Origin of the sequence: Stenotrophomonas sp. NA06056 (assembly GCF_013364355.1) — a bacterium.
GTDB lineage: Bacteria > Pseudomonadota > Gammaproteobacteria > Xanthomonadales > Xanthomonadaceae > Stenotrophomonas.
Genome location: NZ_CP054931.1, coordinates 4,001,307 through 4,025,934 on the forward strand (window position 1 = coordinate 4,001,307; position 24,628 = coordinate 4,025,934).

Here is a 24,628-nt window from a genome sequence, read left to right on the forward strand (position 1 = left end):
GTGGTCGGACCGCCCGGCCGTGGCAGGTCGGGCACGCTCGCGCTAGACTGACCGCCATCACCTCATCCGGTCCGGCGCCCCGCGTGCATGGACCAACCAGATCGGGAACCCCCTTGAACGCTGTCCTCTCTCGTCCTGACAACAGTCGTGGCGCTGCCCGGCCACCGCTGCGCGAACATGTGGCCCAGTCCGTACGCCGTTACCTGCGCGACCTCGATGGCTGTGATGCGGACGATGTCTACGAGATCGTGCTGCGCGAGATGGAGATTCCCCTGTTCGTGGAAGTGCTCAACCACTGCGAAGGCAACCAGAGCCGCGCAGCCGCGATGCTGGGCATCCACCGCGCCACCCTGCGCAAGAAGCTGAAGGAGTACGGCATCAGCGCGTAAGCGCCGCCCGTCGGGCATGGCCCGGCGCTACCGATGCCGGGTCCACCTGGTTCCAGTAGATCCACGCCATGCGTGGATGGCCCTCCGCCGGAATCAACCGCCACCACCCGCCTTCCAGTAATACCGCACCACGTGGAAGAACACCGGCGCGGCGAAGCACACTGAATCCAGCCGATCGAGCATGCCGCCATGGCCCTCGATCATGTTGCCCCAGTCCTTGATGCCGCGGTCGCGCTTGATCGCCGACATCACCAGGCCGCCCCAGAACCCCATCAGGTTGATCAGCAGCGACAGGCCGAAGGCCTGCAGCGGCGTGAACGGGGTGATCCACCAAAGCGCGGCACCCAACGCGCTGGCACAAAGCACGCCACCCACGAAGCCTTCCACCGTCTTCGACGGCGACAGCTTCGGCGCGATCAGATGCTTGCCCAGCAGCTTGCCCCAGATGTACTGCAGCACGTCCGACGACTGCACAACGATCACCAGGAAGGCGAACAGCAGCACATTGCGCGCCGGATCGTAGCCCGGCACGCGCAGGTTCAGCAGCAGCGGCACGTGCGAAATGCAGAACACACAGATCATCAGGCCCCACTGCACCTTCGACGTGCGTTCCAGGTAGTGGGTGGTATCACCACCGATGGTGGCCAGGATCGGTAGGAACAGGAAGGCGTACACGGGGATCAGCAGCGTATACATGCCATACCAGTCGATCCACACCAGGTAGTACTGCCACGGCAGCACGATGTAGAAGGCAGCCAGCAGCGCGTAGTAATCGCCAGATCGCGTGGGTGCCAGGGTGATGAATTCGCGCAGCGCGAACAGCGAGATGATCGCGAACAGCACGATCACGCCGGCGCGTCCGAAGAACAGCGCCAGCCCCACAACGATCGCCATCACCCACCACGCGCGGATGCGCGAGACCAGGTTGGCGATCACCGCACTGGGCTGTCCGCGCTGGCGCCAGCGCAGGGTTTCAGACACCAGCGTGGCCAGCACCAGCACCGCACCCACACCGGCGAACAGCAGGCCGGTCTGCTGGCCCACGCTGCGCGCGGCGAGATCACCGGACACATCGATCATGAAGCTCATGCGCGGCCTCCATTCGGAGCCAGGGCCAGCAGCGCCTGGCGGCTGCGCTCCAGGAAGGCAGCCTTGTCCTCATCGGCCTGCAGCCGCAGCGGCGTACCGAACGTCGCCGTGCACAGCAACGGCAGCGGCAGGAAGCGCCCCTTCGGCATCACCCGCTTGAGGTTGTCGATCCACACCGGCACGAATTCCAGCTCCGGGCGTTGCCGGGCCAGATGGTAGATACCGCTCTTGAACGGCAGCAGCGGCTCATCGCCGATGTTGCGCGTGCCTTCCGGAAACAGGATCAACGAACAGCCCTCATCCACCGCATCACGCAGCACCTGCAGAGGATCCTGGTGGCGGCTGCCCGCCTCCCGTTCCACAAGCACACCATTGAACACCGCATCGATCAGATAGCGACGCAGTCCATCGCGTTGCCAGTACTCGGCGGCGGCAACCGGCCGCACCTGGCGCCGCAGTGCCGGCGGCATCGACGACCAGATCAGCACGAAATCACCATGGCTGGCATGGTTACCGTAGTACACGCGGTGCTCGCTGGACGGCGCGCAGCCGACCCACAGCGCACGTGCGCCGGTTACTACATGGATGGCCGCACTGCAGGCACGGGCAATCAGTTCAGCGAACATCGGCACCTCCGGTCAGGTCTGCGGCCACAACACGGCCAGCAGCACGGCAGCGAACTGCAACAGGGTGGCGGCGTACTGGCGTATCAGCAGGCGGCGCATGCCGGCCCAGCGTGCATCCCAGCCACGTGTCGGCACCTGTGCGTCCCACCTGCGCAGGCCGGCCGTGTGCAGTGCCTGGTCCACCCGCTGTGCCGCGTCTTCGCCCTGCAGGCCCTCCTGCTGCAGCAGGCGCAGCAGGTTCGCATCCAACTGCACCCGCACCGCGTAGTACGCCTGCAGGATGCCTGCAACCAGGCTCAGCAGCAGCAGGCCCGCGGCGAACATCGCCAGCCCGGGCTCGATGCCCAGCAGCAACAGGGCCACCAGCAGCAGGCCCAGCGACAACGCTGCAGGCAAACGTCCCTGCCGCAGCAGCAGATGCATCATCGGCAGATCAGGCACGGCGCTCATGCAACGGTCTCCCGCGCGGCAGCGGCCGCGATCACCTGTAGATGAACGTCATGCAGCACGATCGCCGGCCTTGCGGCACGCACGATCGTCACGGCTTCGGCTGCGTCACGCGCACGGCCGGTGCGCAGCAACCAGGTCGCCACACTGGCCGCGCTGCGCGAATAGCCCAGTGCGCAACACACCAGCACCGGGCCCTGCTCACGCAGGCGTTCAATGGCGTCCGCAGCTGCGCGCAGCTGCGCTGCCGTCGGCGCCACCAGGTCCAGCATCGGTACGCTGGCATAGGCTGCCCCTGGCGCACGACAGGAAAGCTCGGCACAGGCGTCGACCACGCCCACCAATGGCACCGGCAGTGCAGCGCCCGGCAGGCGACCCAGCCAGACTGCGTCGATGACCGGCACGGGCTGCGGCGCGCGCCGCGTCCACAACCGCGAGTTGATCCATGCGGCAGCCAGGTACGGTGCCAGCAACCAGCGCGCGGCCATCGTCAACCGGCCATCGCTCCGCTTCTGGAAGGCCGCCGTGTCCAGCCCTGCATAGGCCAGCGACACCAGCAGCAATGACACCACCGGCCACAGCAGCCACAACGCGGTGCCACGCAGCATCACCACCGGCACCAGCAACAGACCGGCACCCAGCGCATACAACGCCGCCAGCCGCCAACGCTTCGGGTCACGCGTGGCCTGCCATGCACGCAGTGGCGGTGTGCCCTGCTCCGGCCAAAGCCACACGCACAGCCAGCCGGCCAGCAGCCCGGTGGGAATGTCGATGAAGTGATGCTGGAACGTGGTCAGCACCGAAATGCCGATCAGCAGCGCCCATACATGCAGAACCAGCCGCCAAGCCCCGTGCAGGTACTGCGCGAACTTCACCCACAGCACGATCAGCAGCACGATATGCAGCGACGGCGCCTGGTTGAAGGGCTTGTCGAAGCCCAGCAGCACGTCGAACAGCCAGCCGAACACACCGCCGATGTCCGGCCGTTCGAAGCTGAAGCGCAATGGCCACAGCAGGAAGCACGCCACCGCGATCACCTGCGCACTGAGCAGGCGCAGCGCGTGCCGGTCCAGCTCCAGCCGGCGCCGGCACAGGAAGAACGAGATCGCATAGAACAGGTCGATCGACCAGTACGGCACGATCGTCCACGGCACGAACGGAATGCGTGCTTCCCACGCGAACGCCATCACCGGCAGTTCGGCGTGACGGCCAGCCATCCAGTTGGCGAAGCCATAGCTGGCGAAGAAGAACGGCCCCAGCAGGGCCAGCCACAGCAGGGCGCGCCGCCACGGGCGCGCCTCGCTGGGTGATGCGGTTGCCACCAGCGTCGCCATCACGCGATCCGGCGTGCCAGCGATACGGTGAAGATGCCGAAGTCATCGATACGCTGGGCCACCTTCTGGAAACCGGCCATACGTACCAGTTCGTCCATCTCGTGCTGGGTACGGCGGCGCATCACCCACGCCGCGCCACCACGGTGGCTGGTCAATGCACGCGCGATGAACTCCAACTGCGGATGCCACGGCTGCCCGGTATAGGCCAGGTAACCGCCCACCGGCACCGTCGCGGCGATACCCTGCAGCGAACGCAGCACCGCATCGTTGTCCGGGAACAGTTCGTACAGGCCGGACACCACCGCCAGGGTCGGTGCCGGGTCCACCGCCGCCAGCTGCGCCGGGTCGAACGCATCGCCCTGTTCGAAGCGGGCGATGTCGGTCGCGCCGAGGCGCTCGATCAAGGCCTTGCCCTGGGTCACGTTCAGATCGCTGAAATCGCGCAGCACGATGCGGTCGGCACGTTGATCGCCCTGGCCGAGCGCTTCCAGCACGTAACGGCCGTGACCGGCAGCCACGTCCAGCACGCGCACCGGCGCGCCCTGCCCGCGCAGTCGCTGCGCGGCATCGCGCAGCAGTTCCTGCAGGTGCTTGCCGCGCACGCGGATGCCGCGCCAACCGATCGCATCCAGATAGTTGCGGTCGACCATCCGTCCCAGCGGGCCCTTGCCCCGCGCCTCATCGCGGTAGATGTAATCCAGCGTGCTGCCCGAGTCGAAACCGGTCTGCAGGCCCAGCGCGATGCCTTCGGACAGCGTGCCGCCGAAGCGCAGGCCACCGCGCACCACGCGCCAGCGCAGGTCGGCCAGGCTGTTGCGCTCCGGCGGCCACGACAGGATCTCCGATTCTTCGAAGGTCGGGCCATGCCGATGGGCATCGCGTCGCGACAGTTCCTGCAGCGGTTCGGCAAAGCGTGCCTGGATGAAGCTGCGGATGCGTGCCAGCGCCGGTGCACGGTCGCGCTCGCCCAGGGTGTCGTGGAAGAAGCCCGGCAGGTGTACGCGCTCCTTGATCGGGCTGGACAGGCGTTCGTAGAAACGGTCCTGCGGGCCGCGATGCACAACGAAGTCCGAGCCCGATACCAGCAACTGCACCGGCACGCTGATCGCCTGTGCGTCGGCCACGATGCGGTCGGCAGCCTCGTACAGGCCCAGCAGCACGCGCACCGAGATCGGGCGGGTGATCAGCGGATCAGTGCGATAGCTTTCCACCCGCGCTGGATCGTGCGTGAGCCACTGCGGTTTGACGTAGCTGTTGACGAAGAAGTTGCCGCGCAGCTTCTGCATCAGCGCCAGGCCGGCGCGTGCGAACGGCACGTACAGCTTCACCTTGAAGGCCGGCGAGGCCATCACCAGCGCGCGCAGGCGCGGTGCGTAATCGTGCACCCAGGTGGCGGCAACCACCGCGCCCACGCTCTGCGCGATGACCACGATGTCCTCAATCGCGATGCCGTGCTCGGCACCGATGTGGGCGATGAAACTGTCCAGGTCGCGTACCAGCGCCGGGAAGCCCGGTGCGTCGCCGCGCGTACCGGGCGAGCGGCCATTGCCGCGCGCATCCCATGCAAAGAACGCCGTGTCGGGCAGGTCCAGTTCGTCGACCAGGTGGGTGACCCGGCCAGAGTGTTCATGGCCGCGATGCAGCAGCACGATGGCCTTGGCCGACGTGGTTGCCGTGGTGCTCGGCCAGTACCGGTAGAACAGCGGTACCTGGTCGAAGCTGTGGAATTCCCGTTCCTGCGCCTGACGCATGCAATCTCCTGATTGTCTTCTTGTATCTGCTTGGTTAATTCGGCGAAACCGCCGCTTCCCGCAGTCCGCGACGGACGCGGTTGATCATTGTCAGCACGCACAGCACCGCCATGGCTGCAGCCACGCCAGTGACCGTCATCGCGCCAACCCACTCGAACGCCAGCAGCAGGCCCAGCGCACCGATCACGAATGCGCGGTCGCTCTTGCCCATCGGGCCGTCATAGCGACGGCTGGCGCCGACCATCAGGCCCAGCACGCCGGCGTACTCGCTCAGTGCGGCGGCCCAGGCCAGCAGCCACAGCGCCTCCGCACGCACGCCCGGCACGCTGAGCAGGCTCAGGTACAGCGCCGCGTCGGCGATCACGTCGCACAACTCGTTCAGATAGGCACCCAGCCGCGATTGCTGGCCGAACTCGCGGGCCAGCATGCCGTCCACGGCGTTGAGGGCCATGCGCAGCAGCATCCACAGCGGCAGGGCCAGATACAGCAGCGGCTGGGTGGGGGCGCAGCACCAGACTGCGGCGGCCACCAGCAGCGAGACCACGGCCGCTGCCACGGTCACCGTGTTGGCCGTGATCCCCATGCGGTACAGGCCGTGTACGGCCGGACGCAGCAGGTCCTGGAAACGTCCTTTCAATGCATAGATCGACACGATCTGAACCCGCTAATCCTTGGCAGTGCGGGCACAGCCTACCCTATCGACAGCCGGTTCCGACAAGGTCTGCCGCGTCCCGGCAAGGATGCCTGACGCTGCGGCAGCCATGTCCGGGCGGCGAATCTGCTGCGTCCAGGCCCCGCCACCGGTCCCCACCGCCTACAATATCGACCCCGCTCCGCTGCCGATTGCCCTGTCCCCATGACTGCTGATCTGTTGCCCGTCCGCCGGGCCCTCCTTTCCGTTTCCGACAAGACCGGCCTGGTCGAGCTGGCCACCGCGCTGGCTACACGCGGCGTGGAGCTGCTGTCCACCGGCGGTACCGCCAAGGCGATCCGCGATGCGGGTCTGGCCGTGAAGGATGTGGCCGACGTCACCGGCTTCCCGGAAATGATGGATGGCCGGGTCAAGACCCTGCACCCGATGGTGCATGGCGGCCTGCTGGGCCGTTCCGGCCTGGATGACGCGGTGATGGCCGAGCACGGCATCGGTGCCATCGACCTGCTGGTGCTGAACCTGTACCCGTTCGAAGCGGTCACCGCCAAGGCCGACTGCACCCTCGCCGATGCGGTGGAGAACATCGACATCGGCGGTCCGGCGATGCTGCGCTCGGCGGCCAAGAACTTCGCCCGCGTGGCGGTGGCCACCGACCCGTCGCAGTACGCCGAACTGTTGGCCTCGCTGGACGCCAACGACGGCCAGCTGTCGGCCGGTACCCGCTTCGCCTTCTCGGTGGCCGCGTTCAACCGCGTGGCCCAATACGACGCGGCGATCAGCAACTACCTGTCTGCCGTCACCGCCACCGACGCTGCCGTGCCGGCGCGTGCAGAGTACCCGGCGCAGATGAATTCCACCTTCGTGAAGGTGATGGACCTGCGCTACGGCGAGAACCCGCACCAGAGCGGCGCGTTCTACCGCGACCTGTACCCGGTGCCGGGCACGCTGGCCACCTTCCAGCAGCTGCAGGGCAAGGAACTGAGCTACAACAACCTGGCCGATGCCGATGCGGCGTGGGAATGCGTGCGCCAGTTCGATGCGCCGGCCTGCGTCATCGTCAAGCATGCCAACCCGTGCGGTGTGGCCGTGGGCGCCGGCAACGGCGATGCCTACGAGCTGGCCTACGCCACCGACCCGACCAGCGCCTTCGGCGGCATCATCGCCTTCAACAAGCCGCTCGACGCTGCGACCGCGCAGGTCATCCTCGACCGCCAGTTCGTTGAAGTGCTGATCGCCCCGGATTACGAGCCGGCCGCGCTGGAGTACGCACAGAAGAAGGCCAACGTGCGCGTGCTGCGCATCCCGCACGGCGATGGTCTCAACAACTTCGACAACAAGCGCGTGGGCTCCGGCCTGCTGCTGCAATCGTCGGATAACCGCGGCATGACCCGCGGCGAACTGAAGGTGGTAAGCAAGCTGGCGCCGACCGACAAGCAGTTCACCGACCTGCTGTTCGCCTGGAAGGTGGCCAAGTTCGTGAAGTCCAACGCGATCGTCTATGCCAAGGACAACCGCACCATCGGTGTCGGCGCCGGCCAGATGAGCCGCGTGTACTCGGCGCGCATCGCCGGCATCAAGGCCGCCGATGCAAACCTGGTGGTGGAAGGTTCGGTGATGGCTTCCGATGCGTTCTTCCCGTTCCGCGACGGCATCGATGCCGCTGCTGCAGCCGGCATCAAGGCGGTGATCCAGCCGGGTGGTTCGATGCGCGATGCCGAAGTCATCGCCGCCGCCGACGAGCACGGCCTGGCGATGGTGTTCACTGGCGTTCGCCACTTCCGCCACTGATTACTGGAGCGACACGGATGTCTGCAGTCTCTATGAAACCGCTCGCCGTGCTCGCCTTGATCGGCACGGCCCTGCTGTCCGGCTGCAAGCCGGCTGCCGAGCCCGCACCTGCCCCTCAGGCAGATGCGGCAAAGGAGGCCCCCAGCGCAGCGACCGCCCATGTCAGCCGCACCGCGCGGTTGCAGGCGTTCCTGACCGAGCGTTACGGCAAGGACGCCAAGCTGTCGGGTGAATGGCGCGGCACCTGGACCCAGGAGGGCGAAACCCGTCCCGTGGACTGGCAGGTCTGCGCCGAGCAGCCGGTGGTGACCGGCGACAGCTGGCAGCAGCTGCTGGCGGTATGCGGTGCGCTGGCCGATGGCGCGCACATCGACCCGGGAACGATCGACTTCTTCGTGCTGCATCCCAAGGGCGAAGGCTTCGAAGTGGCAAGTGAACTGACCGGCGAGCGCTTCGGCAGTGGCGGTCAGCCCGGCAGCGCCAGCATCATCCGCGCTGGCAGCGACTTCTACGGCTTCCGCGTCGAAGATGGCTGGTTCGGCCAGGGCTTCTCGCTGCTCTCGCAATCACTCATTCTGCCGGGGCCGAGAGGGTTGGCCGCCACCGGCAACGTGCGCAGCCACATCGACAACGACGCCCAGTACGAATGCGAGAACGTCGACGCGGCCGCCGACCCCGACACTGCCGAGGACTGCCGCACCCGTCGCTTCAGCATCGACTTCGCGCTGCGTTTCGACGACAGCGACCGCAGCGCGCGCGTCTGGCCGCTGCTGATCGAGGAAACCGGCAGCACCTGCGGCGGCAAGCAACTGCGGCAGGAGCACCGCTTCAGCCTCGATCCGAAAACCTGGACCTACCCCTTCCCCGAATCACTGCGACGCGAAGGCTGCGAATGACGCGCACGCGACGCCGGGGATCTGGCACCTCCCTTCCCACGCAATCTGGAATCTCGTGATGAACGTTCTTGTCATCGGCTCTGGCGGCCGCGAACACGCCCTGGCATGGAAGCTGGCCCAGTCCTCCCGTGTCACTGAAGTGCTCGTGGCGCCCGGCAATGCCGGCACCGCCAACGAAGACAAGTGCCGCAACGTCGCGGTGAAGGTCACCGACATCGATGGCCTGCTCGCCCTGGCCCAGGCCGAAGGTGTAGCGCTGACCGTGGTCGGCCCGGAAGTGCCGCTGGTAGCCGGCGTGGTCGACCGCTTCCGCGCCGCCGGCCTGCGCATCTTCGGGCCCACCGCCGCCGCCGCCCAGCTGGAAGGCAGCAAGGCCTACGCCAAGGACTTCCTTGCGCGCCACAACATCCCCACCGCGTTCTATGCGGTGCACACCGAAGTGGACGCCGCGCTGGCGTACATCCGCGAGAAGGGCGCCCCGATCGTGGTCAAGGCCGACGGCCTGGCCGCCGGCAAGGGCGTGATCGTAGCGATGACCCTGGCCGAAGCCGAAGACGCGGTACGCGACATGCTCTCGGGCAACGCGTTCGGCGATGCCGGCGCGCGCGTGGTGATCGAGGAATTCCTCGACGGCGAGGAAGCCAGCTTCATTTCGATGGTCGACGGCGTGCATGCACTGCCGATGGCCACCTCGCAGGATCACAAGCGCGTCGGCGACGGCGACACCGGCCCGAACACCGGTGGCATGGGTGCGTACTCGCCGGCCCCGGTGGTGACCCCTGAAGTGCACGCGCGGGTGATGCGCGAGGTGGTCAACCCGACAGTGCAGGGCATGATCGCCGACGGCATTCCGTTCACCGGCTTCCTCTACGCCGGCCTGATGATCGATGCCAGCGGCGCGCCGAAGGTGATCGAGTTCAACGTGCGCTTCGGCGACCCGGAAACGCAGCCGGTGATGCTGCGCCTGCAGTCCGACCTGGTGGACCTGGTGGAGGCAGCGATCGACGGTCTCCTGGACCAGATCGAGGCACAGTGGGATGCACGCCCGTCGCTGGGCGTGGTGATGGCGGCCAAGCCTTATCCGGAAGCGCCGATCACCGGTGATGTGATTTCCGGCCTGGGTGATGTGCCGGCCAGCGCCAAGGTGTTCCATGCCGGCACCACGCTGGACGCGCAGGGCCAGGTGCTCAGCGCCGGCGGCCGCGTGCTGTGCGTGGCCGCGCTGGGCGACAGCGTGCGCGACGCGCAGGCCAATGCCTATGCCGGTGTGGCGAAGGTGAGCTGGGCCAACGAGTTCCACCGTACCGATATCGGCTGGCGGGCGATCGCGCGGGAGGGCTGAGGCCCGCGTTGAATCCACGCTTGGCGTGGATCTATCGGCAAGCAGCGACCTGGTAGTACCGGGTCGTTGTCACCGGATGCAAAATACGGCGCGCAGCGTTACGGCTTCACTGACATTGCCCTCTTCATGACAGAGCACCGATGCTCCATCCAGCGCATCGTGCAGGAGTGCATGCAGATAGTCGGAACGGAGCTGGACCTGCAGCCACAGAGAGCACTCGCCTTCGCACGTCAGCCGCACGTCGTAGTCAGCATCGCTGTGTAGTCCTGGATCCTTCAACCAGAGATCGGCCCCCTGCCGACCGACACAGGCAGCGTCCGCAGCCAACACCTGCATCACCCTTCGCGCCACCGATGCGTGGTCGAACACCAGTCTGTACTCGTAACTCATTCCGATCTCTCTGCATGAACTGCGTCGCCGATCACGCACAGCCTTTGACGTCCGACCACAGTGTGCACCGGATCGCGCACATCCATGCATGGCGTGGATCCAGCAGACAAAAAAAAGCCCGGCAATGCCGGGCTTTTCCATCACTCAAACGCGTCACCACCTTAGGCGGTGAACAGCGCCTTCATCTTCTTCAGCGCGTTCGCTTCCACCTGGCGGATGCGCTCGGCCGACACGCCGTACTCGTCCGCCAGCTCCTGCAGCGTCACCTTGCTGTCCGCGTCCAGCCAGCGACGACGGATGATGTCGCGCGAGCGGGCATCCAACTCGGCCAGACCTTCGCGCAGCAGCTGCATCTGGTTGTCTTCGCTGTCTTCGCGCTCGTAGGCCAGCGACGGGTCTTCGTCATTGGCCACCAGATACGCGGCCGGCGATGGCGGCGCGTGGTCGTTGTCTTCATCGGTCGGCGCATCGAAACCGATATCGCGGCCGGACAGGCGCGATTCCATTTCCAGCACCTCGCGCTCGGACACGTTCAGGTCCTTGGCCACCGCACTGACTTCGGCAGCGTTCATCCAGCCCAAGCGCTTCTTCGACTTGCGCAGGTTGAAGAACAGCTTGCGCTGCGCCTTGGTCGTGGCGACCTTCACGATGCGCCAGTTCTTCAGGATGAACTCGTGCATCTCGGCACGGATCCAATGCACGGCGAAGGACACCAGGCGCACGCCCATGTCGGGGTCGAAGCGCTTGACCGCCTTCATCAGGCCAATGTTGCCTTCCTGGATCAGATCGCCCAATGCAAGGCCGTAGCCGTTGTAACCGCGGGCCACGTGCACCACGAAGCGCAGGTGCGAGTGCACCAGCTCACGGGCAGCATCCAGATCATTGCCGTCGCGGAAGCGACGGGCCAGGTCCTGTTCGTTATCGACCGACAGCACCGGGATCTGGTGCACGGCACCGATATAGGCGTCCAGCGAACCGAGCGCACTGGGAATCGGCAGATTGTTTGCCACAAGGGCAGTAGAGGTGTTCTGGCTCATAGGCACCCATCTTAGCAGTCCGGGATTTGGACTGCTAAAGGAGGAAAAAGTTCCAGCATTCCACTGATGAAACACTGGTCCCAAACAGAGCCCTACCGTAACGCGATTTGATGACAGTGGCGAGCGCGCTTTTCGGGATACACAATCCCTTGGAATTCAACCTACTAGCGCGGAAAACACGGCCATTCCGGGTCAAAGGGAGCTGAACAGGCGAGGGTTTGGCCCTTTCAACACCGGGCAGCGTTGCCCGCCGTTCAGTCCGAAGACGCCAGCGACGCCCGCGGCGGCAGCGACCAGTCGATCGGGGTCTGTCCGCGGCGCTGAAGGTACTCGTTGGCCATCGAGAAATGGCGGCAGCCGAGGAAACCACGGTGGGCCGACAGTGGCGAGGGATGCGGCGATTTCAGCACGCGGTGGCGACCGCCATCGATCACCTTGCCCTTCTGCTGCGCGTACGCCCCCCAGAGCATGAACACCAGGCCCTCGCGCTCGCGGTTGAGCACGTCCACCACGTGGTCGGTGAAGCCCTCCCATCCACGCCCCTGATGGGCACCGGCCTTGCCCTCTTCCACCGTCAGCACCGCGTTGAGCAGCAGCACGCCGCGCTGTGCCCAGGGAATCAGGCAGCCGTGGTCGGGGCGCGGGATGGCGAGGTCACCCTCGATTTCCTTGTAGATGTTCAACAGCGACGGCGGCACCGGCACGCCCGGCTGCACCGAGAAGCTCAGTCCATGGGCCTGGCCACGGCCGTGGTACGGGTCCTGGCCGAGGATGACCACTTTCACCTGATCAAACGGAGTGGCATCGAACGCGGCGAAGATCTGCGGGCCGGGCGGGAACACCGCCGCACCACTGCCCTTGCGCTGCCGCAGGAAGCTGGACAGCTCGCGCATCTGCGGCTGCAACAGGTAATCGCCAACACGCTGTTTCCAGCTCGGTTCCAGCTGGATCGCCGGGGTGTCCACTACTTCATCGATCATCGCAACAGGGGTCCATCATTCAGTCGGGCCAGCCGCAGCTGGAACAGCACTTTGGTGATCAGCAGGCGCTCTTCGATCGGCTTCAGCACCAGGTCGTTGGCGCCCGCCTGCAGCAGGCCGGTCTGGTTGTGCGGATTGCCATCGCCGGTCATCACCAGCACCGGCAGGCGGCGCTTGCCGTAACCGAAGTCCACGCGCACGCGCTGCACCACGTCGCGGCCGCTCAGCTCCCCCTTGAGGGTCACGTCGGTCAGCACCAGGTCGATGCGATGGCGGCTGCGCCCCAGCGATTCGGCGGTCAGCAGGGTGAACGCTTCTTCAGCGCTGACCACATGCATCACGTTGAGCTGCTGGCGCTCGAGCATGCGCTTGGTCGCCTCGGCCACTACACGGCTGTCCTCGATGTAGAGGATGGTCGCGCCAGGAATGGTCTGCGGCTGCACATAGCCGCGGATGAAGGTCGCCAGCGCCTCGTGGCCCAGCGCCTTGTCGAAGTAGTCGGTGACGTACTCGGTGAAGCGGCGCTGCTCCAGATGCTGCTGGGCGTCGCCAGAGACCACGATCACCGGCACATAGGCCTGCCGGGCCGCTTCGCGCACCATCCGCGCCAGCGCCAGGCCGTCGCCATCGCGCAGGGTCAACGACGTGGTGACCAGGTCGACCGGGCCCTGCGCCAGCGCATGCTGGGCGTCTTCGATGCTGTCGCAGCCGATCACCTCCACACCCGGCAGATCGCGCTGCAGGACGTCGGCGATCAGCTTGCGCACCAGCTTGGAACCGTCAACCACCATCACCCGCGTCGCGGGCCCTTCAAGGTGCTTCAGCGCTTGCGGTTGCATGCTGGTCTCAAGTGTCGGTCGGGCGGGTCTGGCGGAGGAAGTGACCGGTCACCAGCCAGGCACCCAGCCAGCCCAGCACCAAGGTGCCGAGCAGCACCAGGCTGCCATGCAGCAGGTCCAGGCCATGCAGCACGAACGGGCTGCCATAGCTGCGCGACAGTTCGGCCAGCGGCGCACGCAGGGCGGCACCGGCTGCAGCAATCAGGGCCAGCGCCACCGCACCGGCGCCCAGGCCGTACCACGCGCCCAGGTACAGGAACGGGCGACGGATGAATCCATCGCTGGCGCCCAGCAGCTGCAGCACGCCGATTTCCTCGCGGCGGGCCTGGATGTCCAGGCGCACGGTGTTGCCGACCACCAGCGCCGCGCCGACGCCGAGCAGCACCGACAGCACCTGCACCAGCCGCGCGCCGAAGGCGAGCCAGGCATCCAGGCGCTGGCGCCACAGCGCGTCGTGCTGGACCAGGTCTGCCCCGGGCAGGCTTTCCAGCGCGCGCGCCAGCCGTGCATCGTCCTGGCCCTGGCCCGGGGTGATCACCAGCAGCGAGGGCAACGGGTTGTCGTTGAGTGCATCGATGGCTTCGCCGAGTCCTGCCTGGCGCAGCTCCTCCAGCCCCTGTTCCGGTGTGCGCACGGTGACACTGGCCACGTCGAGACGATCGCGCAGTTCACCGGCCAGGCGCAGCGCACCGGGACCGTCGACGTCGGCCTTCAGGAACACATTGATGTCGCGCGACTGCTGCACGCTGCCGGCAAACTGCTTGAGGTTGTCCAGCGCGATCGACAGGCCCAGCGGCAGCGCCAGGGCCAGCGCCATGACCATCACGGTCAACAGCGTCGCCCACGGTTTGCGGCAGGCGCGGCCAAGGCTGAATACCACGCTGTGCACGTGATGCTGGAACCATACGCCCAGGCGCGACGGCGCAGCGGCTTCGGTGTTTTCGTTCTTGGCCATGGTTACTCCGCCAGATCCTGCGGCGAGATGTCGTCCACCAGCCGGCCGTGGTCGAGGATCAGCACGCGCTTGCGCATGTGGCGCAGCAGCGGCAGGTCATGGCTGACCACCAGCACGCTGGTGCCACGTGCGGGCAGCTCGGCGAACAGGGACATGATTTCCGCCGCCAGGGTCGGGTCGAGGTTGCCGGTCGGCTCATCGGCCACCAGCAGCTTGGGCTCGCCGACGATCGCACGGGCAATGCCGACGCGCTGCTGCTCACCGGCCGACAGCTGCGAGGGCAGCGCTTTCTCGCGATGGCCAAGGCCCATGCGCTCGAGCACCGAACGCACGCGCTTGTTGATGTCACTACGGCGGGTACCGCGCAGGATCAGCGGCAGGGCCACGTTCTCGGCGATGGAGCGGTCCATCAGCAGGCGATGGTCCTGGTAGACCGCGCCGACCGCGCGTCGATGCCGCGGCACATCGCCGCCACGCACCTTCAGCAGGTTGCGCTCGTCGAACATCACCGCGCCGCGGCTGGGCCGCTCGTCGAGGTGGATCAACTTGAGCAGGGTGCTCTTGCCCGCCCCGGAATGGCCGGTGACGAACAGCATTTCGCCCGGCGCGACCTCGAAGCTGACATCGGTCAGGGCTTCGTGGCCACCGGCGTACTGTTTGCTGACATTGTCGAAGCGCAGGACACTCATGCCCCGATTATGCAGGACCGGCGCGACGGCGTGGAGATGCCGGGGCGCTGGTGGGTGCCGACCGTTGGTCGGCACACCTTTCAAGGCCACCCGACCAACGGTCGGGTGCTACCGGTCCGGTTTGGTGGGTGCCGACCGTTGGTCGGCACGCCGATCAGCTACCCGACAGCATCCGGCGGATCTTGCGGCCGATACGGGTCAGGAACGAGTCGCCGGCATCGGCGCTGGTGCGCACCGGCTTGGCCACCACCTGCACCGGCGTGACCGGAGCGGCACCGTTGCCGTTGCTCGCCACACCCTCGGCACCCTCGACCGGACGGCCGTGGCGACGACGACGACGCTTGCGCGGCTTGCGCTCGCCGTCCACTGCACCTTCCGGCGCAGCGTCAGCGCGGGGCGGGCGCGGGGCCCGCACGGCAGCCGCTTCAGCGGCCACTGCACCGTCGACTGCTGCGGCAGCAACCTGCTCGCCTTCCACGCGCGGCTTGCGCGGGCCACGCGGACGGCGTTCGCCGCTGCGCTCGCCATCGCGCCCACCACGCCCAGCGCCGGCACCGCTGCCGGAACGACCGCCACTGCGGCCGCCGCCACGACGCTCTTCCTCGGCGGCACGCGCTTCGCGTGCTTCGCGGAAGATCTGGCCGACGCTTTCGTTCTCGTCGCCTTCCTCACCCGGTGCCGGGGCAGCACGCTCCGGGCGCGGCAGCGAGGTCAGGATCTCGCTGGTGACCGCTTCAACCGGGATCTTCTGTTCGATGTAGGCCTCGATATCCGGCAGGCCCATCGCATAGCGCTCGCAGGCGAAGCTGATCGCATCGCCTTCCTCGCCCAGGCGGGCGGTACGGCCGATGCGGTGCACGTAGTCTTCGGCGTCGAACGGCAGGTCGTAGTTGTAGACGTACTTGATGCCGTCGATGTGCAGGCCGCGGGCGGCCACGTCGGTCGCCACCAGGATTTCCAGCTGGCCCTTCTGGAAGCGGTTGAGCAGGCTCTCGCGCTTCTTCTGCGGCACGTCGCCGGACAGCACGCCGACACGGTAGCCGGCACGTTCCAGCGAACGGGCCACGCGCTCGACGAACACCTTGGTGTTGACGAAGACCATGGTGCGCGCGCCTTCGCTGCGCGACAACAGGCCCAGCAGCAGCGGGATCTTCTCTTCGTCTGCCGGGAAGTAGATGCGCTGGCGCACGCGCGCGGCGGTGATGGTCTCGGCTTCAACCACCAGCTTCTGCGGTTCGTTCATGTGCTCGTAGGCCAGCTCGAGCACGCGGTGGCTCAAGGTGGCGCTGAACAGCAGGGTCTGGCGGGTGGTGCGCTCCGGCATGCGACGCAGCAGGAAGCGGATGTCCTTGATGAAGCCCAGGTCGAACATGCGGTCGGCTTCGTCCAGCACGCAGATCTCGCAGGCGTGCAGCGACACCACCTTGTGCTGCTTGACGTAGTCGATCAGGCGGCCGGGGGTGGCGATGATCACGTCCACGCCCTGCTGCAGCAGTTCGCGCTGCTTGTCGTAATCCACGCCGCCGTAGACCAGCGCGAAACGCAGGCCGAGGTCGGAACCGAACTTCACCGCGTCCTTGTGGATCTGGATGGCCAGCTCGCGGGTCGGTGCCAGGATCAGCGCGCGCGGATCTTCCGGCTTGCGATCGGCCAGCGCCGGACGCGTCAGCAGGCGGTTCACGACAGCGACCAGGAAGGCCAGCGTCTTGCCGGTGCCGGTCTGCGCCTGGCCGGCAACGTCACCACCGGGCAGCGCGACCGGCAGGGTCAGCGCCTGGATGGGCGTGCAGCGGGTGAATCCGGCTCCTTCAAGACCGGCCTGCAGGGCCGGATGCAGATCAAAGGAGGAAAAGGTCAAATCGGTCAGCGGTTTGTCGCTCATGTGTCCGTCTTGGTATGGCCACGCGCCTGCGGGCGGCGGCACTGAAATCTGTCTGGGGCTCCGTCGCAAACTGCGGCCCCTGCGGCGGGTCGGGCTGGCCGGGACCCCTCGGGTCCGCGCGCCGCACAATGCCCCAGTTTACCGCACTCGGGCCGGCAAACCGGAATCCGTCGTCTCACGGACCAAGGAGACGCTTTCTTCACGCCGCAGTACGGCGATTGAACGGCGTGACCGGCCCCTATGGTCTATCCCGCCAGCACCCCCATTTCGGCCATGGACAGTGAAATCGGACACATACCGTGCTCGGCCCCGATCACGATACGCTGGGTTCCAGCCAGCACCTGTCCCCGCCCTGCGATAGGGGTACACTGCCGGCCGTGAGCGTCCAGGCATCCCGCCGAACGCACCGTGGCAGTCCGCCGCGAGGCAACGACGAGGGTCACGCCACCGGGCATGGCCCAGTTCACCCACCTCCGGCCTGGCCGGGTGCAATCCAAGACGAGAAACCAAGATGAGCGACAAGGTTGTACACGTCGGCGATGCCGACTTTGATAGCGCCGTGCTGAATTCCAAGGAACCGGTGCTGGTCGATTTCTGGGCCGAGTGGTGTGGCCCCTGCAAGATGATCGCCCCGGCGCTGGACGAACTGGCTGATGCCTACCAGGGCCGCGCCAAGATCGCCAAGGTCAACGTGGACAACAACCGCGCACTGGCCGCCAAGTACCACGTGCGTTCGATTCCCTACCTGGTCGTCTTCAAGGACGGCGAGAAAGTGGGCGAGCAGATCGGTGCCGTTGGCAAGGCCCAGCTGGCCGGCCTGCTGGACAAGGCCCTGGCCTGATCCTGCGGGTTACCGGCAGCCGTTTCCAACGGCTGCCGGGCGGGCGCCCCGGCGCCTGACTGAATACCGTACCCGGCGACCCTTGCGTGGCGCCGCAGGCCGATGATAGTGTCGGCACATCCGGCCGCGTTCGCGTGCCGCATCTTCTGGACGCAGTTTCTTCCAGACCCATTCCCAACGTTCGCCGCCCCAGCCGGGCGCTCGCACCTTCAAGCGAGGAATAACGCTCTTGTCCGATAACACTCCCGAAACCGGTAGCGCTGAAGCGCCCGCCGAAAAGCGCGTGCGCAAGGCCCGCGTAACCAAGGCTGCCGCTCCGGCCGCCGCCGAAACCAGCGCCGCCCCGGCGCAGCCTGCCCTGCCGTTGGCAGCCGCGCCCGAAGCGCCGGCGCCAGCAGCTGCAGCGCCTTCCGCGCCGAGCGCGCCTGCCACCGAGGCCCCTGCCAGCAGTGGCGGCGGCGAAGGTGGCGAGGGCCGCGAATCCGGCCAGCCGCGGCAGTCGCAGCAGCAGAACAACCAGGGCGGCGGCCAGAACCAGAACCCCTACAACCAGGGCGGCCAGCAGGGTCAGGGCAACCGCCGCGACCGCTTCCGCAACCGTCGTGATCGCGATCGCAACGGCGGTGGTGGTGGTGGTGGTGGCAACAACGGCCGCTACCGCGACGACGGCATGCCCAACGACAACGGCGAACAGCAGCCGTTCGTTCCGCGTCCGCACGCCAACGTGCCCGAAGGCTTCCCGGTCTATTCGCTGAGCGACCTCAAGCGCATGCCGGCCCAGAAGCTGCTGGAGATCGCAGAGCAGCTGCAGATTTCAGAAGGTGTGGCCCGTGCCCGCAAGCAGGACGTGATCTTCGCGCTGCTGAAGGTGCTGACCCGCCACGGCGACGGCGTTGCCGCCGACGGTGTGCTGGAAATCCTGCCGGACGGCTTCGGCTTCCTGCGCGCGGCCGAGGCCAGCTACCTGGCCGGCCCGGACGACACCTACATCTCGCCCAGCCAGATCCGCCGCTTCAACCTGCGTACCGGCGACCATCTGTCCGGCCGCATCCGCTTCCCGAAGGACGGCGAGCGCTACTTCGCGCTGTCGATCGTGGACACCATCAACGGTGAGCCGCTGGAAGCGTCGAAGAACAAGGTGCTGTTCGAGAACCTGACCCCCCTGTTCCCGCGTCGTCGCTTCACCCTGGAGCGCGGCAACGGTTCGTCGGAAGACATTACCGGCCGCATCCTCGACCTGATGGCACCGCAGGGCAAGGGCCAGCGCTCGCTCATCGTTTCCCAGCCGAAGGCCGGCAAGACGATGATGATGCAGCAGGTGGCCACGGCCATCACCACCAACCATCCGGACGTGCACCTGATCGTGCTGCTGATCGACGAGCGCCCGGAAGAAGTGACCGAAATGCAGCGCACCGTGCGCGGCGAGGTCATCAGCTCGACCTTCGACGAACCGGCCGCGCGCCACGTGCAGGTGGCCGAAATGGTCATCGAGCGCGCCAAGCGCCTGGTCGAGCACAAGAAGGACGTGGTGATCCTGCTCGACTCGATCACCCGCCTGGCACGTGCCTACAACAACGTCGTGCCGAGCTCGGGCAAGGTGCTGACCGGTGGTGTGGACGCCAACGCCCTGCACCGCCCGAAGCGCTTCTTCGGTGCCGCGCGCAACGTGGAAGAAGGCGGCAGCCTGACCATCATCGCCACCGCGCTGGTCGATACCGGCTCGAAGATGGACGAGGTGATCTACGAAGAGTTCAAGGGCACCGGCAACAGCGAAGTGCACCTGAGCCGTCGTATCGCTGAAAAGCGTGTGTTCCCGGCCATCGACATCAACCGTTCGGGTACCCGTCGCGAAGACCTGCTGATCGAGCCGGAGCTGCTGCAGAAGATCTGGATCCTGCGCAAGCTGCTGCATCCGATGGATGAAATGACGGCAATGGAATTCCTGCTGGACAAGATGAAGAACACCAAGTCCAACGACGAGTTCTTCGGTTCGATGAAGCGCTGATCGCGCAGCATTGATGCACTACGGAAAGGCCCCGCGATGCGGGGCTTTTTCTTTGGGTGGCAGCAGGACAATCGGCTTCACTTCGCGGCCCGGCGTTTTGGCGATAATCTGCGGGACAAATGCCTGACTCTCCGCCCCGACCGTGCTGGCCGGGCCGCCGATTCCCGCTGTTGCCCCATCCGGAGGATCCGGCGGGTCCAGCCCTGCCCGATTCTTCAACCGCATGCGCACACTGTCCCCCCGGCTCAACCTGGGCAAGCTGATTCTTGCCCTGGCCCTGCTCAGCGCGATCATCGCCCTGGCCAATACGCTGCTTGCCAGCTATCGCGTGCAGCGCGACCAGCTGGTGGGAAACACCCTGGAAGCGAACCGTGTGTATGCCACCAAGCTGGCCGAGACCACGCAGAACTTCCTGCTGGCCGCGCAGCAGCAGCTGGCCTATGCCGCCAACCGGCTTGGCAACAGCGACATGGATCCTGCCCAGGCGCAGGATGAGGCCCGCCGTCTGCAGCTGCAGTCCAGCAGCTTCAATTCTTCACTGGTGGTGGCCAGCGATGGGCGGGTGATCGCGACCTCGCCGCAGAGCCTGCAGCTGCAGGGCGAGATCCTGCGCAGCGCCGGCAGCAAGGCGGCGCTCGAGCGGCGCGAGCCGATGATCAGCGATCCCTACCAGTCGGCCACCGGCAAGCTGCTGATCTCGATCTCGCACCCGGTGTTCGACCGCAGCGGCCAGTACCGCGGCTATGTCAGCGGCACTCTGTACCTGCGCCAGCGCAGCGCGCTCAACACCCTGCTGGGTACGCACTACTACCGCGATGGTTCCTACCTGTACGTGGTGGACCGCCATGGCCGCCTGATCTACCACATCAATCCCAAGGAAGTGGGTACCTACGCGTTGAACAACCCGGCGGTGAAAGAGGTGATGCGCGGCCAGCGCGGTGCACAGCAGGTGCGCAACAACCACAAGGTGGCGATGCTGGCCGGTTACGCACCCGTCGCGGCAACCGGCTGGGGCATCGTCGCGCAGCGCCCGACCGAGGCGACGCTGCAGCCGCTGTCACGCCTGATGTCAGCGGTGATCTGGAATGCCATTCCGCTGGGCGTGCTGTCGCTGCTGATCACCTGGTGGTTCGCCCGACGTATTTCGCTGCCGCTGTGGCAGCTGGCGCGCAACGTGCAGGACGGCGAAGACACCGGCAACGCGATCAGCCACGTCAACGGCATCCGCGCCTGGTACTTCGAAGTCGCGCAGCTGAAACAGGCCGTGCTGTACAGCTTCAATGCGCTGCAGGACCGGATCGGCACGCTCAACCGCGCCAGCCGCACCGACCCGCTGACCGGCCTGCTCAATCGCCGCGGGCTGCAGCAGGCGCTCGACGCGCTGCAGGCGCAGGGCCTGCCGTTTGCGATCCTGACGCTGGATATCGACCGCTTCAAGTCGATCAACGACAGCCATGGTCACGACGTCGGTGATGCAGCCATCGTACATATCGCCGAACAGATGCGCCGCCATTCGCGCGAGACCGACGTGCTGTGCCGCGCCGGTGGCGAGGAGTTCCTGGTGCTGCTGCCGGGCGTTGGCATCGAAGCGGCCCGGCAGACCGGCGAGCGCCTGCGCCAGGCCATCGCTGACGAACCCTTCGCGCCGGTGGGCACCATCACCGTGTCCTTGGGCGTGGCCCACTTCCCCAGTTTCCACACGGATCCGGAACAGGCACTGCGCCTGGCCGACAAGGCCCTGTACCTGGCCAAGGAACAGGGCCGCAACCGGGTCGTGGTGTACCCGCACGCCGATTGAGCACAGTGATTGAGGCGGGATGCGCCGGGACAGACCCGGGGCATCCCGCAATGATGCATCAGCCCAGCGGGGTGAGCAGGCGCGGGCCTTCCTGCGCGCGTCCGACCATGTACACACCGCCTTCGGGCAGCAGGTCGGTGCCGGCCACCCGGGTTTCCTCGCCGGTCTTCCACGGCGCCTGCTGGCGCGGGCCCGGAATGTAGGCAGCCCAGCGGCCGTAGCGCTCGCGCGAATCCTCGAAGGCGAATCGCACCGGCACGCGGACGGTCCAGAAGTCGCGATCCTTCGCCTCGCCAGTGGTGGGCGGGGTGAACGTCCAACGCTTCGCGTTCCTGACGCTGGCCTTGGCCAGCACATCGCGCAGCTGGCTCATGGTGCGCTCGGGGCCGACCACGGTCAGGTTGGTCTGCTCGGCGATCACATCAGCCACCGTGCCATCACGGCCGACCTTGACCATCAACATGACCGTGCCCTCCCCCTGCATGGCCAACGCCTGCGGTGGGTACTCCGGCGCGCGCAGTCTGTTGCTGGTCACCTTGTCGGTGCTGTCCTCGCGTTCGCCACCCACCTTGCTGAAATTGGCATCGACCAAGCGGACACGCATGCTGCCTTCAACCGGGTTGTCGGCCATCAGACGCAGGCGTACCGCCGTGCGTGCCTGCATCGGCTTGCCCTCGACCAGCGTCGGCTCGAAACGCCAGCCCTGCACGGCGTTGTCCACGAAACCGGCAATACCCGCATCGACTTTTTCGCGATGATCGAGCTGGAACCCTTCAACCTGGCCTTCGCGGCCGATGTCGATGACCCCGCTGAGGGTCATGCTGGCCTGGGCCTGCTTGCGGACCTCGCGCGCGGTCTGCGCGTCGGCGGTATCGATCAGGGCGCCACCGCCACCTACGGCAAGGGCCAACGCCAGGAAAAGAGAAGAACGCATCACAGCCACTCCTTGTGCAGGTACGAGTGAGCGACACTAGCGCATCTTCGCAGAGGATTCATGCCGGCCGACACCATGCGTCATGGCCTGATTCAGGCCTGCTGCCTGAGCGGGGTGCGCAGTCGCAGGCCCTGTAGACGCTGCCGCCGGTACAGTCGATCACGCCAGCCGCTGCGCACCCGAATACGGTGGCGTGTCCGGATAGTCACCCGCCGCAAAGCGCGCCTGCAGCCCCTGCCACCAGGCGGGATCGAACAGATGCCGATAATGCTCGCGCACCGCTGCCAGCTCCTGCGCGGGCAGGCCCATGAATGGCCCGAACCGCTCCGGGAACACATCGCGGGGGCCGACATGGAACCACGGTTCATCGGCCATCGCTTCTTCCGGTGAGCGTGGCGTGGGCCAGGCGCGGAACACGCAGTCGCTGACCAGGCACAACTCGTCGTAGTCGTAGAACACGGCGCGGCCGTGGCGCGACACACCGAAGTTCTTCGGCAGCATGTCGCCGGGGAAGATGTTGTTGCGCGCCATGTCGGTGATCGCCTGCGCGTAGTCCAGTACCCCTGCACGCACCGCCTCGCCGGCCTGCTCGCGCAGGTAGAGGTTCAGCGGCCGGAAACGACGCTGCACGTAACACAACGCGATCTCCACTTCGTCGCCATCCAGACGCACGCTCTGCGCGCACTGCTGCAGCAGCTCGTCCAGCAACGCCGGGGCGAAGCGTTCGCGGGGGAAACGCAGGTGCCGGTAGGGCTGCGCGTCAAGCAGGCGACCGACCCGATCGAGGTTGAACACCAGGGCGTACTTTTCCTCCACCTGCTGCCGCGACATCGCCTTGGGCCAGGCGAAGCGGTCGCGGATCAGCTTGAACACCAGTGGATAGCTGGGCAGGGTGAACACCGCCATGACCATGCCCGGCGTGCCTTCGGCATGCGCCAGGCGCTCGTTCGGGTGTTCATTGAAGTGGCGGAAGAACGTCCGGTAGCGCTCGGTTTTGCCCTGCTTGGCGCGCCCAAGCACGGTGTAGATCTCGTCGATCGGCTTGCCCGGCAGCAGGCTGCGCAGGAACACCACCGCATCACCAACGGTGCCCAGGTCGGCCTGGAAATAGCTGCGCGACACACCGAACAGGTGGGCCACGTCGCGACGCCGGGTCAGCACGGCATCGGCACGCAGGCCCTGCTCATCGTTGACCAGCGCAATCACGCACGGCGAGAAACGGTGCTCGCCAAAAACGCGTCCGACCAGATAGGCGCGACGCTCGCGGTAGAACACGGTATCGAGCAGTTCGATGCTGCGCACCGGGGTGTCGCCCCAGTGCGCCAGATCGTCCTGCAGGCGCACGGCGATGGCGGCCGCACAACGCAGCTGGTGCGCGTACGGAACGTCAAAGCGGTAGTCGGCCAGCACCCGCTGCAGCGCCTCCACCGGCCGCGTCGGCGAGACGGCATAGGTATGTCGCGCCACCGGATGGGTGATCGCGTCGGAAGGCTCGACATCGAAGGCGATGAACTCCACGTCCGGGTCCACGCCGCGGATGGCGAACAGCCGCCGTGACAAGGTGTTGTAGAAGGTCTTGTACAGCTCGGCATCGATCAGGCCCCGCAGCAGGGCGCTGTAGTGCACGTGCACCTGCAGCCACAGCGCGCGTTCGCTGATCGCGTTCCCTGCCAGCCGCCGCAGCGCATCCATCTGCTCGGCGATGCACTGGTCGTACAGGGCAATGCGCTCCACCGCATCGTGGCGCGCCGCTGCCCAGTCGCGCTGTTGGAAACGCACGCGGGCACGCGCCGTGATTGCGGCGAATCGCGCATGGTAGTCCTCGAAACCATCACGGATGGCCTCGGCGATGCGTGGTGCCAGTTCGGTTGCAGTGACAGGATCGGACATGCACGACGTATCCGGGGGAGCCGACCTCACCATACGCTGGCGTGTGTGCTGCCGTCGAGCGCGCAGACGGTGCC

Annotated in this window: 22 protein-coding genes; 7 read left to right on the forward strand and 15 right to left on the reverse strand. The window is 66.6% G+C overall.

All coding sequences use genetic code 11. From position 1 onward, the window contains the following. Nucleotides 1-113 precede the first annotated feature (113 nt). Complete coding sequence (fis, locus tag HUT07_RS18120) at nt 114-389, forward strand: DNA-binding transcriptional regulator Fis (RefSeq protein WP_006397198.1); 276 nt, start codon at nt 114-116, stop codon at nt 387-389. 93 nt (nt 390-482) lie between these two features. Here the strand turns inward: fis and HUT07_RS18125 are convergent, their stop codons facing one another. Genes HUT07_RS18125 through HUT07_RS18150 form a run of 6 tightly spaced genes read right to left on the reverse strand, consistent with a single transcriptional unit; the run spans nt 483 to nt 6,288 of the window. After that, nucleotides 483-1,478 carry a phosphatidate cytidylyltransferase gene (locus HUT07_RS18125; protein ID WP_025878622.1) on the reverse strand — a complete coding sequence of 332 codons (996 nt, stop codon included), beginning with the start codon at nt 1,476-1,478 and terminating at the stop codon, nt 483-485. After that, nucleotides 1,475-2,104, reverse strand: coding sequence for a lysophospholipid acyltransferase family protein (locus tag HUT07_RS18130; protein ID WP_176022080.1), 630 nt, complete (start codon nt 2,102-2,104; stop codon nt 1,475-1,477). The genes HUT07_RS18125 and HUT07_RS18130 overlap by 4 nt, the downstream gene beginning before the upstream one ends. Nucleotides 2,105-2,116: 12 nt before the next feature. Beyond that, nucleotides 2,117-2,554: a hypothetical protein gene (locus HUT07_RS18135; RefSeq protein WP_176022081.1), complete on the reverse strand. Its 438-nt coding sequence runs from the start codon at nt 2,552-2,554 to the stop codon at nt 2,117-2,119. After that, on the reverse strand, nt 2,551-3,885 hold the full coding sequence (locus HUT07_RS18140) for a phosphatase PAP2/dual specificity phosphatase family protein (RefSeq protein WP_176022082.1): 1,335 nt from the start codon (nt 3,883-3,885) through the stop codon (nt 2,551-2,553). Before HUT07_RS18140 ends, HUT07_RS18135 begins: the two co-directional genes overlap by 4 nt. Continuing rightward, complete coding sequence (locus HUT07_RS18145; RefSeq protein ID WP_176022083.1) at nt 3,885-5,636, reverse strand: bifunctional alpha/beta hydrolase/class I SAM-dependent methyltransferase; 1,752 nt, start codon at nt 5,634-5,636, stop codon at nt 3,885-3,887. Before HUT07_RS18145 ends, HUT07_RS18140 begins: the two co-directional genes overlap by 1 nt. Nucleotides 5,637-5,670: 34 nt before the next feature. After that, nucleotides 5,671-6,288, reverse strand: a complete 618-nt coding sequence (locus tag HUT07_RS18150) for a CDP-alcohol phosphatidyltransferase family protein (RefSeq protein WP_176022084.1) — start codon at nt 6,286-6,288, stop codon at nt 5,671-5,673. 204 nt (nt 6,289-6,492) lie between these two features. On the opposite strand from HUT07_RS18150, the gene purH reads away from it, so the two are divergent. Genes purH through purD form a run of 3 tightly spaced genes read left to right on the forward strand, consistent with a single transcriptional unit; the run spans nt 6,493 to nt 10,314 of the window. Next, nucleotides 6,493-8,076: a bifunctional phosphoribosylaminoimidazolecarboxamide formyltransferase/IMP cyclohydrolase gene (gene purH / locus HUT07_RS18155; protein WP_176022085.1), complete on the forward strand. Its 1,584-nt coding sequence runs from the start codon at nt 6,493-6,495 to the stop codon at nt 8,074-8,076. A 32-nt stretch (nt 8,077-8,108) separates the two neighbouring features. Then, nucleotides 8,109-8,972, forward strand: coding sequence for a hypothetical protein (locus HUT07_RS18160; protein WP_176022086.1), 864 nt, complete (start codon nt 8,109-8,111; stop codon nt 8,970-8,972). 58 nt (nt 8,973-9,030) lie between these two features. Beyond that, nucleotides 9,031-10,314, forward strand: coding sequence for a phosphoribosylamine--glycine ligase (gene purD, locus HUT07_RS18165; RefSeq protein WP_176022087.1), 1,284 nt, complete (start codon nt 9,031-9,033; stop codon nt 10,312-10,314). A gap of 69 nt (nt 10,315-10,383) precedes the next feature. On the opposite strand, the gene HUT07_RS18170 is transcribed toward purD, so the two are convergent. The 7 genes from HUT07_RS18170 to rhlB all read right to left on the reverse strand — a co-directional run bounded on the left by HUT07_RS18170 (nt 10,384) and on the right by rhlB (nt 17,086). Beyond that, nucleotides 10,384-10,704, reverse strand: a complete 321-nt coding sequence (locus tag HUT07_RS18170) for a hypothetical protein (protein WP_176022088.1) — start codon at nt 10,702-10,704, stop codon at nt 10,384-10,386. 161 nt (nt 10,705-10,865) lie between these two features. Continuing rightward, nucleotides 10,866-11,741 (reverse strand): RNA polymerase sigma factor RpoH, encoded by an 876-nt coding sequence (gene rpoH / locus HUT07_RS18175; protein WP_176022089.1) that lies wholly within the window; start codon nt 11,739-11,741, stop codon nt 10,866-10,868. 254 nt (nt 11,742-11,995) lie between these two features. Beyond that, entirely contained in the window at nt 11,996-12,721 is a 726-nt protein-coding gene (ung, locus tag HUT07_RS18180) for a uracil-DNA glycosylase (protein WP_176022090.1), read from the reverse strand. Continuing rightward, nucleotides 12,718-13,560, reverse strand: coding sequence for a response regulator (locus HUT07_RS18185; RefSeq protein WP_176022091.1), 843 nt, complete (start codon nt 13,558-13,560; stop codon nt 12,718-12,720). The genes ung and HUT07_RS18185 overlap by 4 nt, the downstream gene beginning before the upstream one ends. 7 nt (nt 13,561-13,567) lie before the next feature. Next, the gene (ftsX, locus tag HUT07_RS18190) at nt 13,568-14,515 is read right to left on the reverse strand and encodes a permease-like cell division protein FtsX (protein ID WP_176022092.1); all 948 of its coding nucleotides are present in this window, start codon (nt 14,513-14,515) and stop codon (nt 13,568-13,570) included. A gap of 2 nt (nt 14,516-14,517) precedes the next feature. Beyond that, nucleotides 14,518-15,204 carry a cell division ATP-binding protein FtsE gene (gene ftsE / locus HUT07_RS18195; RefSeq protein ID WP_176022093.1) on the reverse strand — a complete coding sequence of 229 codons (687 nt, stop codon included), beginning with the start codon at nt 15,202-15,204 and terminating at the stop codon, nt 14,518-14,520. Nucleotides 15,205-15,358: 154 nt separating this feature from the next. Further along, complete coding sequence (gene rhlB / locus HUT07_RS18200) at nt 15,359-17,086, reverse strand: ATP-dependent RNA helicase RhlB (protein ID WP_176022094.1); 1,728 nt, start codon at nt 17,084-17,086, stop codon at nt 15,359-15,361. 511 nt (nt 17,087-17,597) lie between these two features. On the opposite strand from rhlB, the gene trxA reads away from it, so the two are divergent. The 3 genes from trxA (at nt 17,598) to HUT07_RS18215 (ending at nt 21,730) form a co-directional block, all read left to right on the forward strand. After that, nucleotides 17,598-17,927: a thioredoxin gene (trxA, locus tag HUT07_RS18205; RefSeq protein ID WP_025878607.1), complete on the forward strand. Its 330-nt coding sequence runs from the start codon at nt 17,598-17,600 to the stop codon at nt 17,925-17,927. A gap of 229 nt (nt 17,928-18,156) precedes the next feature. Further along, nucleotides 18,157-19,932 carry a transcription termination factor Rho gene (rho, locus tag HUT07_RS18210; protein WP_176022095.1) on the forward strand — a complete coding sequence of 592 codons (1,776 nt, stop codon included), beginning with the start codon at nt 18,157-18,159 and terminating at the stop codon, nt 19,930-19,932. Between the two features lie 223 nt (nt 19,933-20,155). Then, nucleotides 20,156-21,730: a sensor domain-containing diguanylate cyclase gene (locus tag HUT07_RS18215; protein ID WP_176022096.1), complete on the forward strand. Its 1,575-nt coding sequence runs from the start codon at nt 20,156-20,158 to the stop codon at nt 21,728-21,730. Nucleotides 21,731-21,788: 58 nt separating this feature from the next. Here the strand turns inward: HUT07_RS18215 and HUT07_RS18220 are convergent, their stop codons facing one another. Together HUT07_RS18220 and aceK are read right to left on the reverse strand one after the other, a co-directional pair. Continuing rightward, the gene (locus tag HUT07_RS18220; protein WP_343203035.1) at nt 21,789-22,664 is read right to left on the reverse strand and encodes an energy transducer TonB; all 876 of its coding nucleotides are present in this window, start codon (nt 22,662-22,664) and stop codon (nt 21,789-21,791) included. 159 nt (nt 22,665-22,823) lie between these two features. Further along, nucleotides 22,824-24,554 (reverse strand): bifunctional isocitrate dehydrogenase kinase/phosphatase, encoded by a 1,731-nt coding sequence (aceK, locus tag HUT07_RS18225; RefSeq protein ID WP_176022098.1) that lies wholly within the window; start codon nt 24,552-24,554, stop codon nt 22,824-22,826. Nucleotides 24,555-24,628 lie beyond the last annotated feature (74 nt).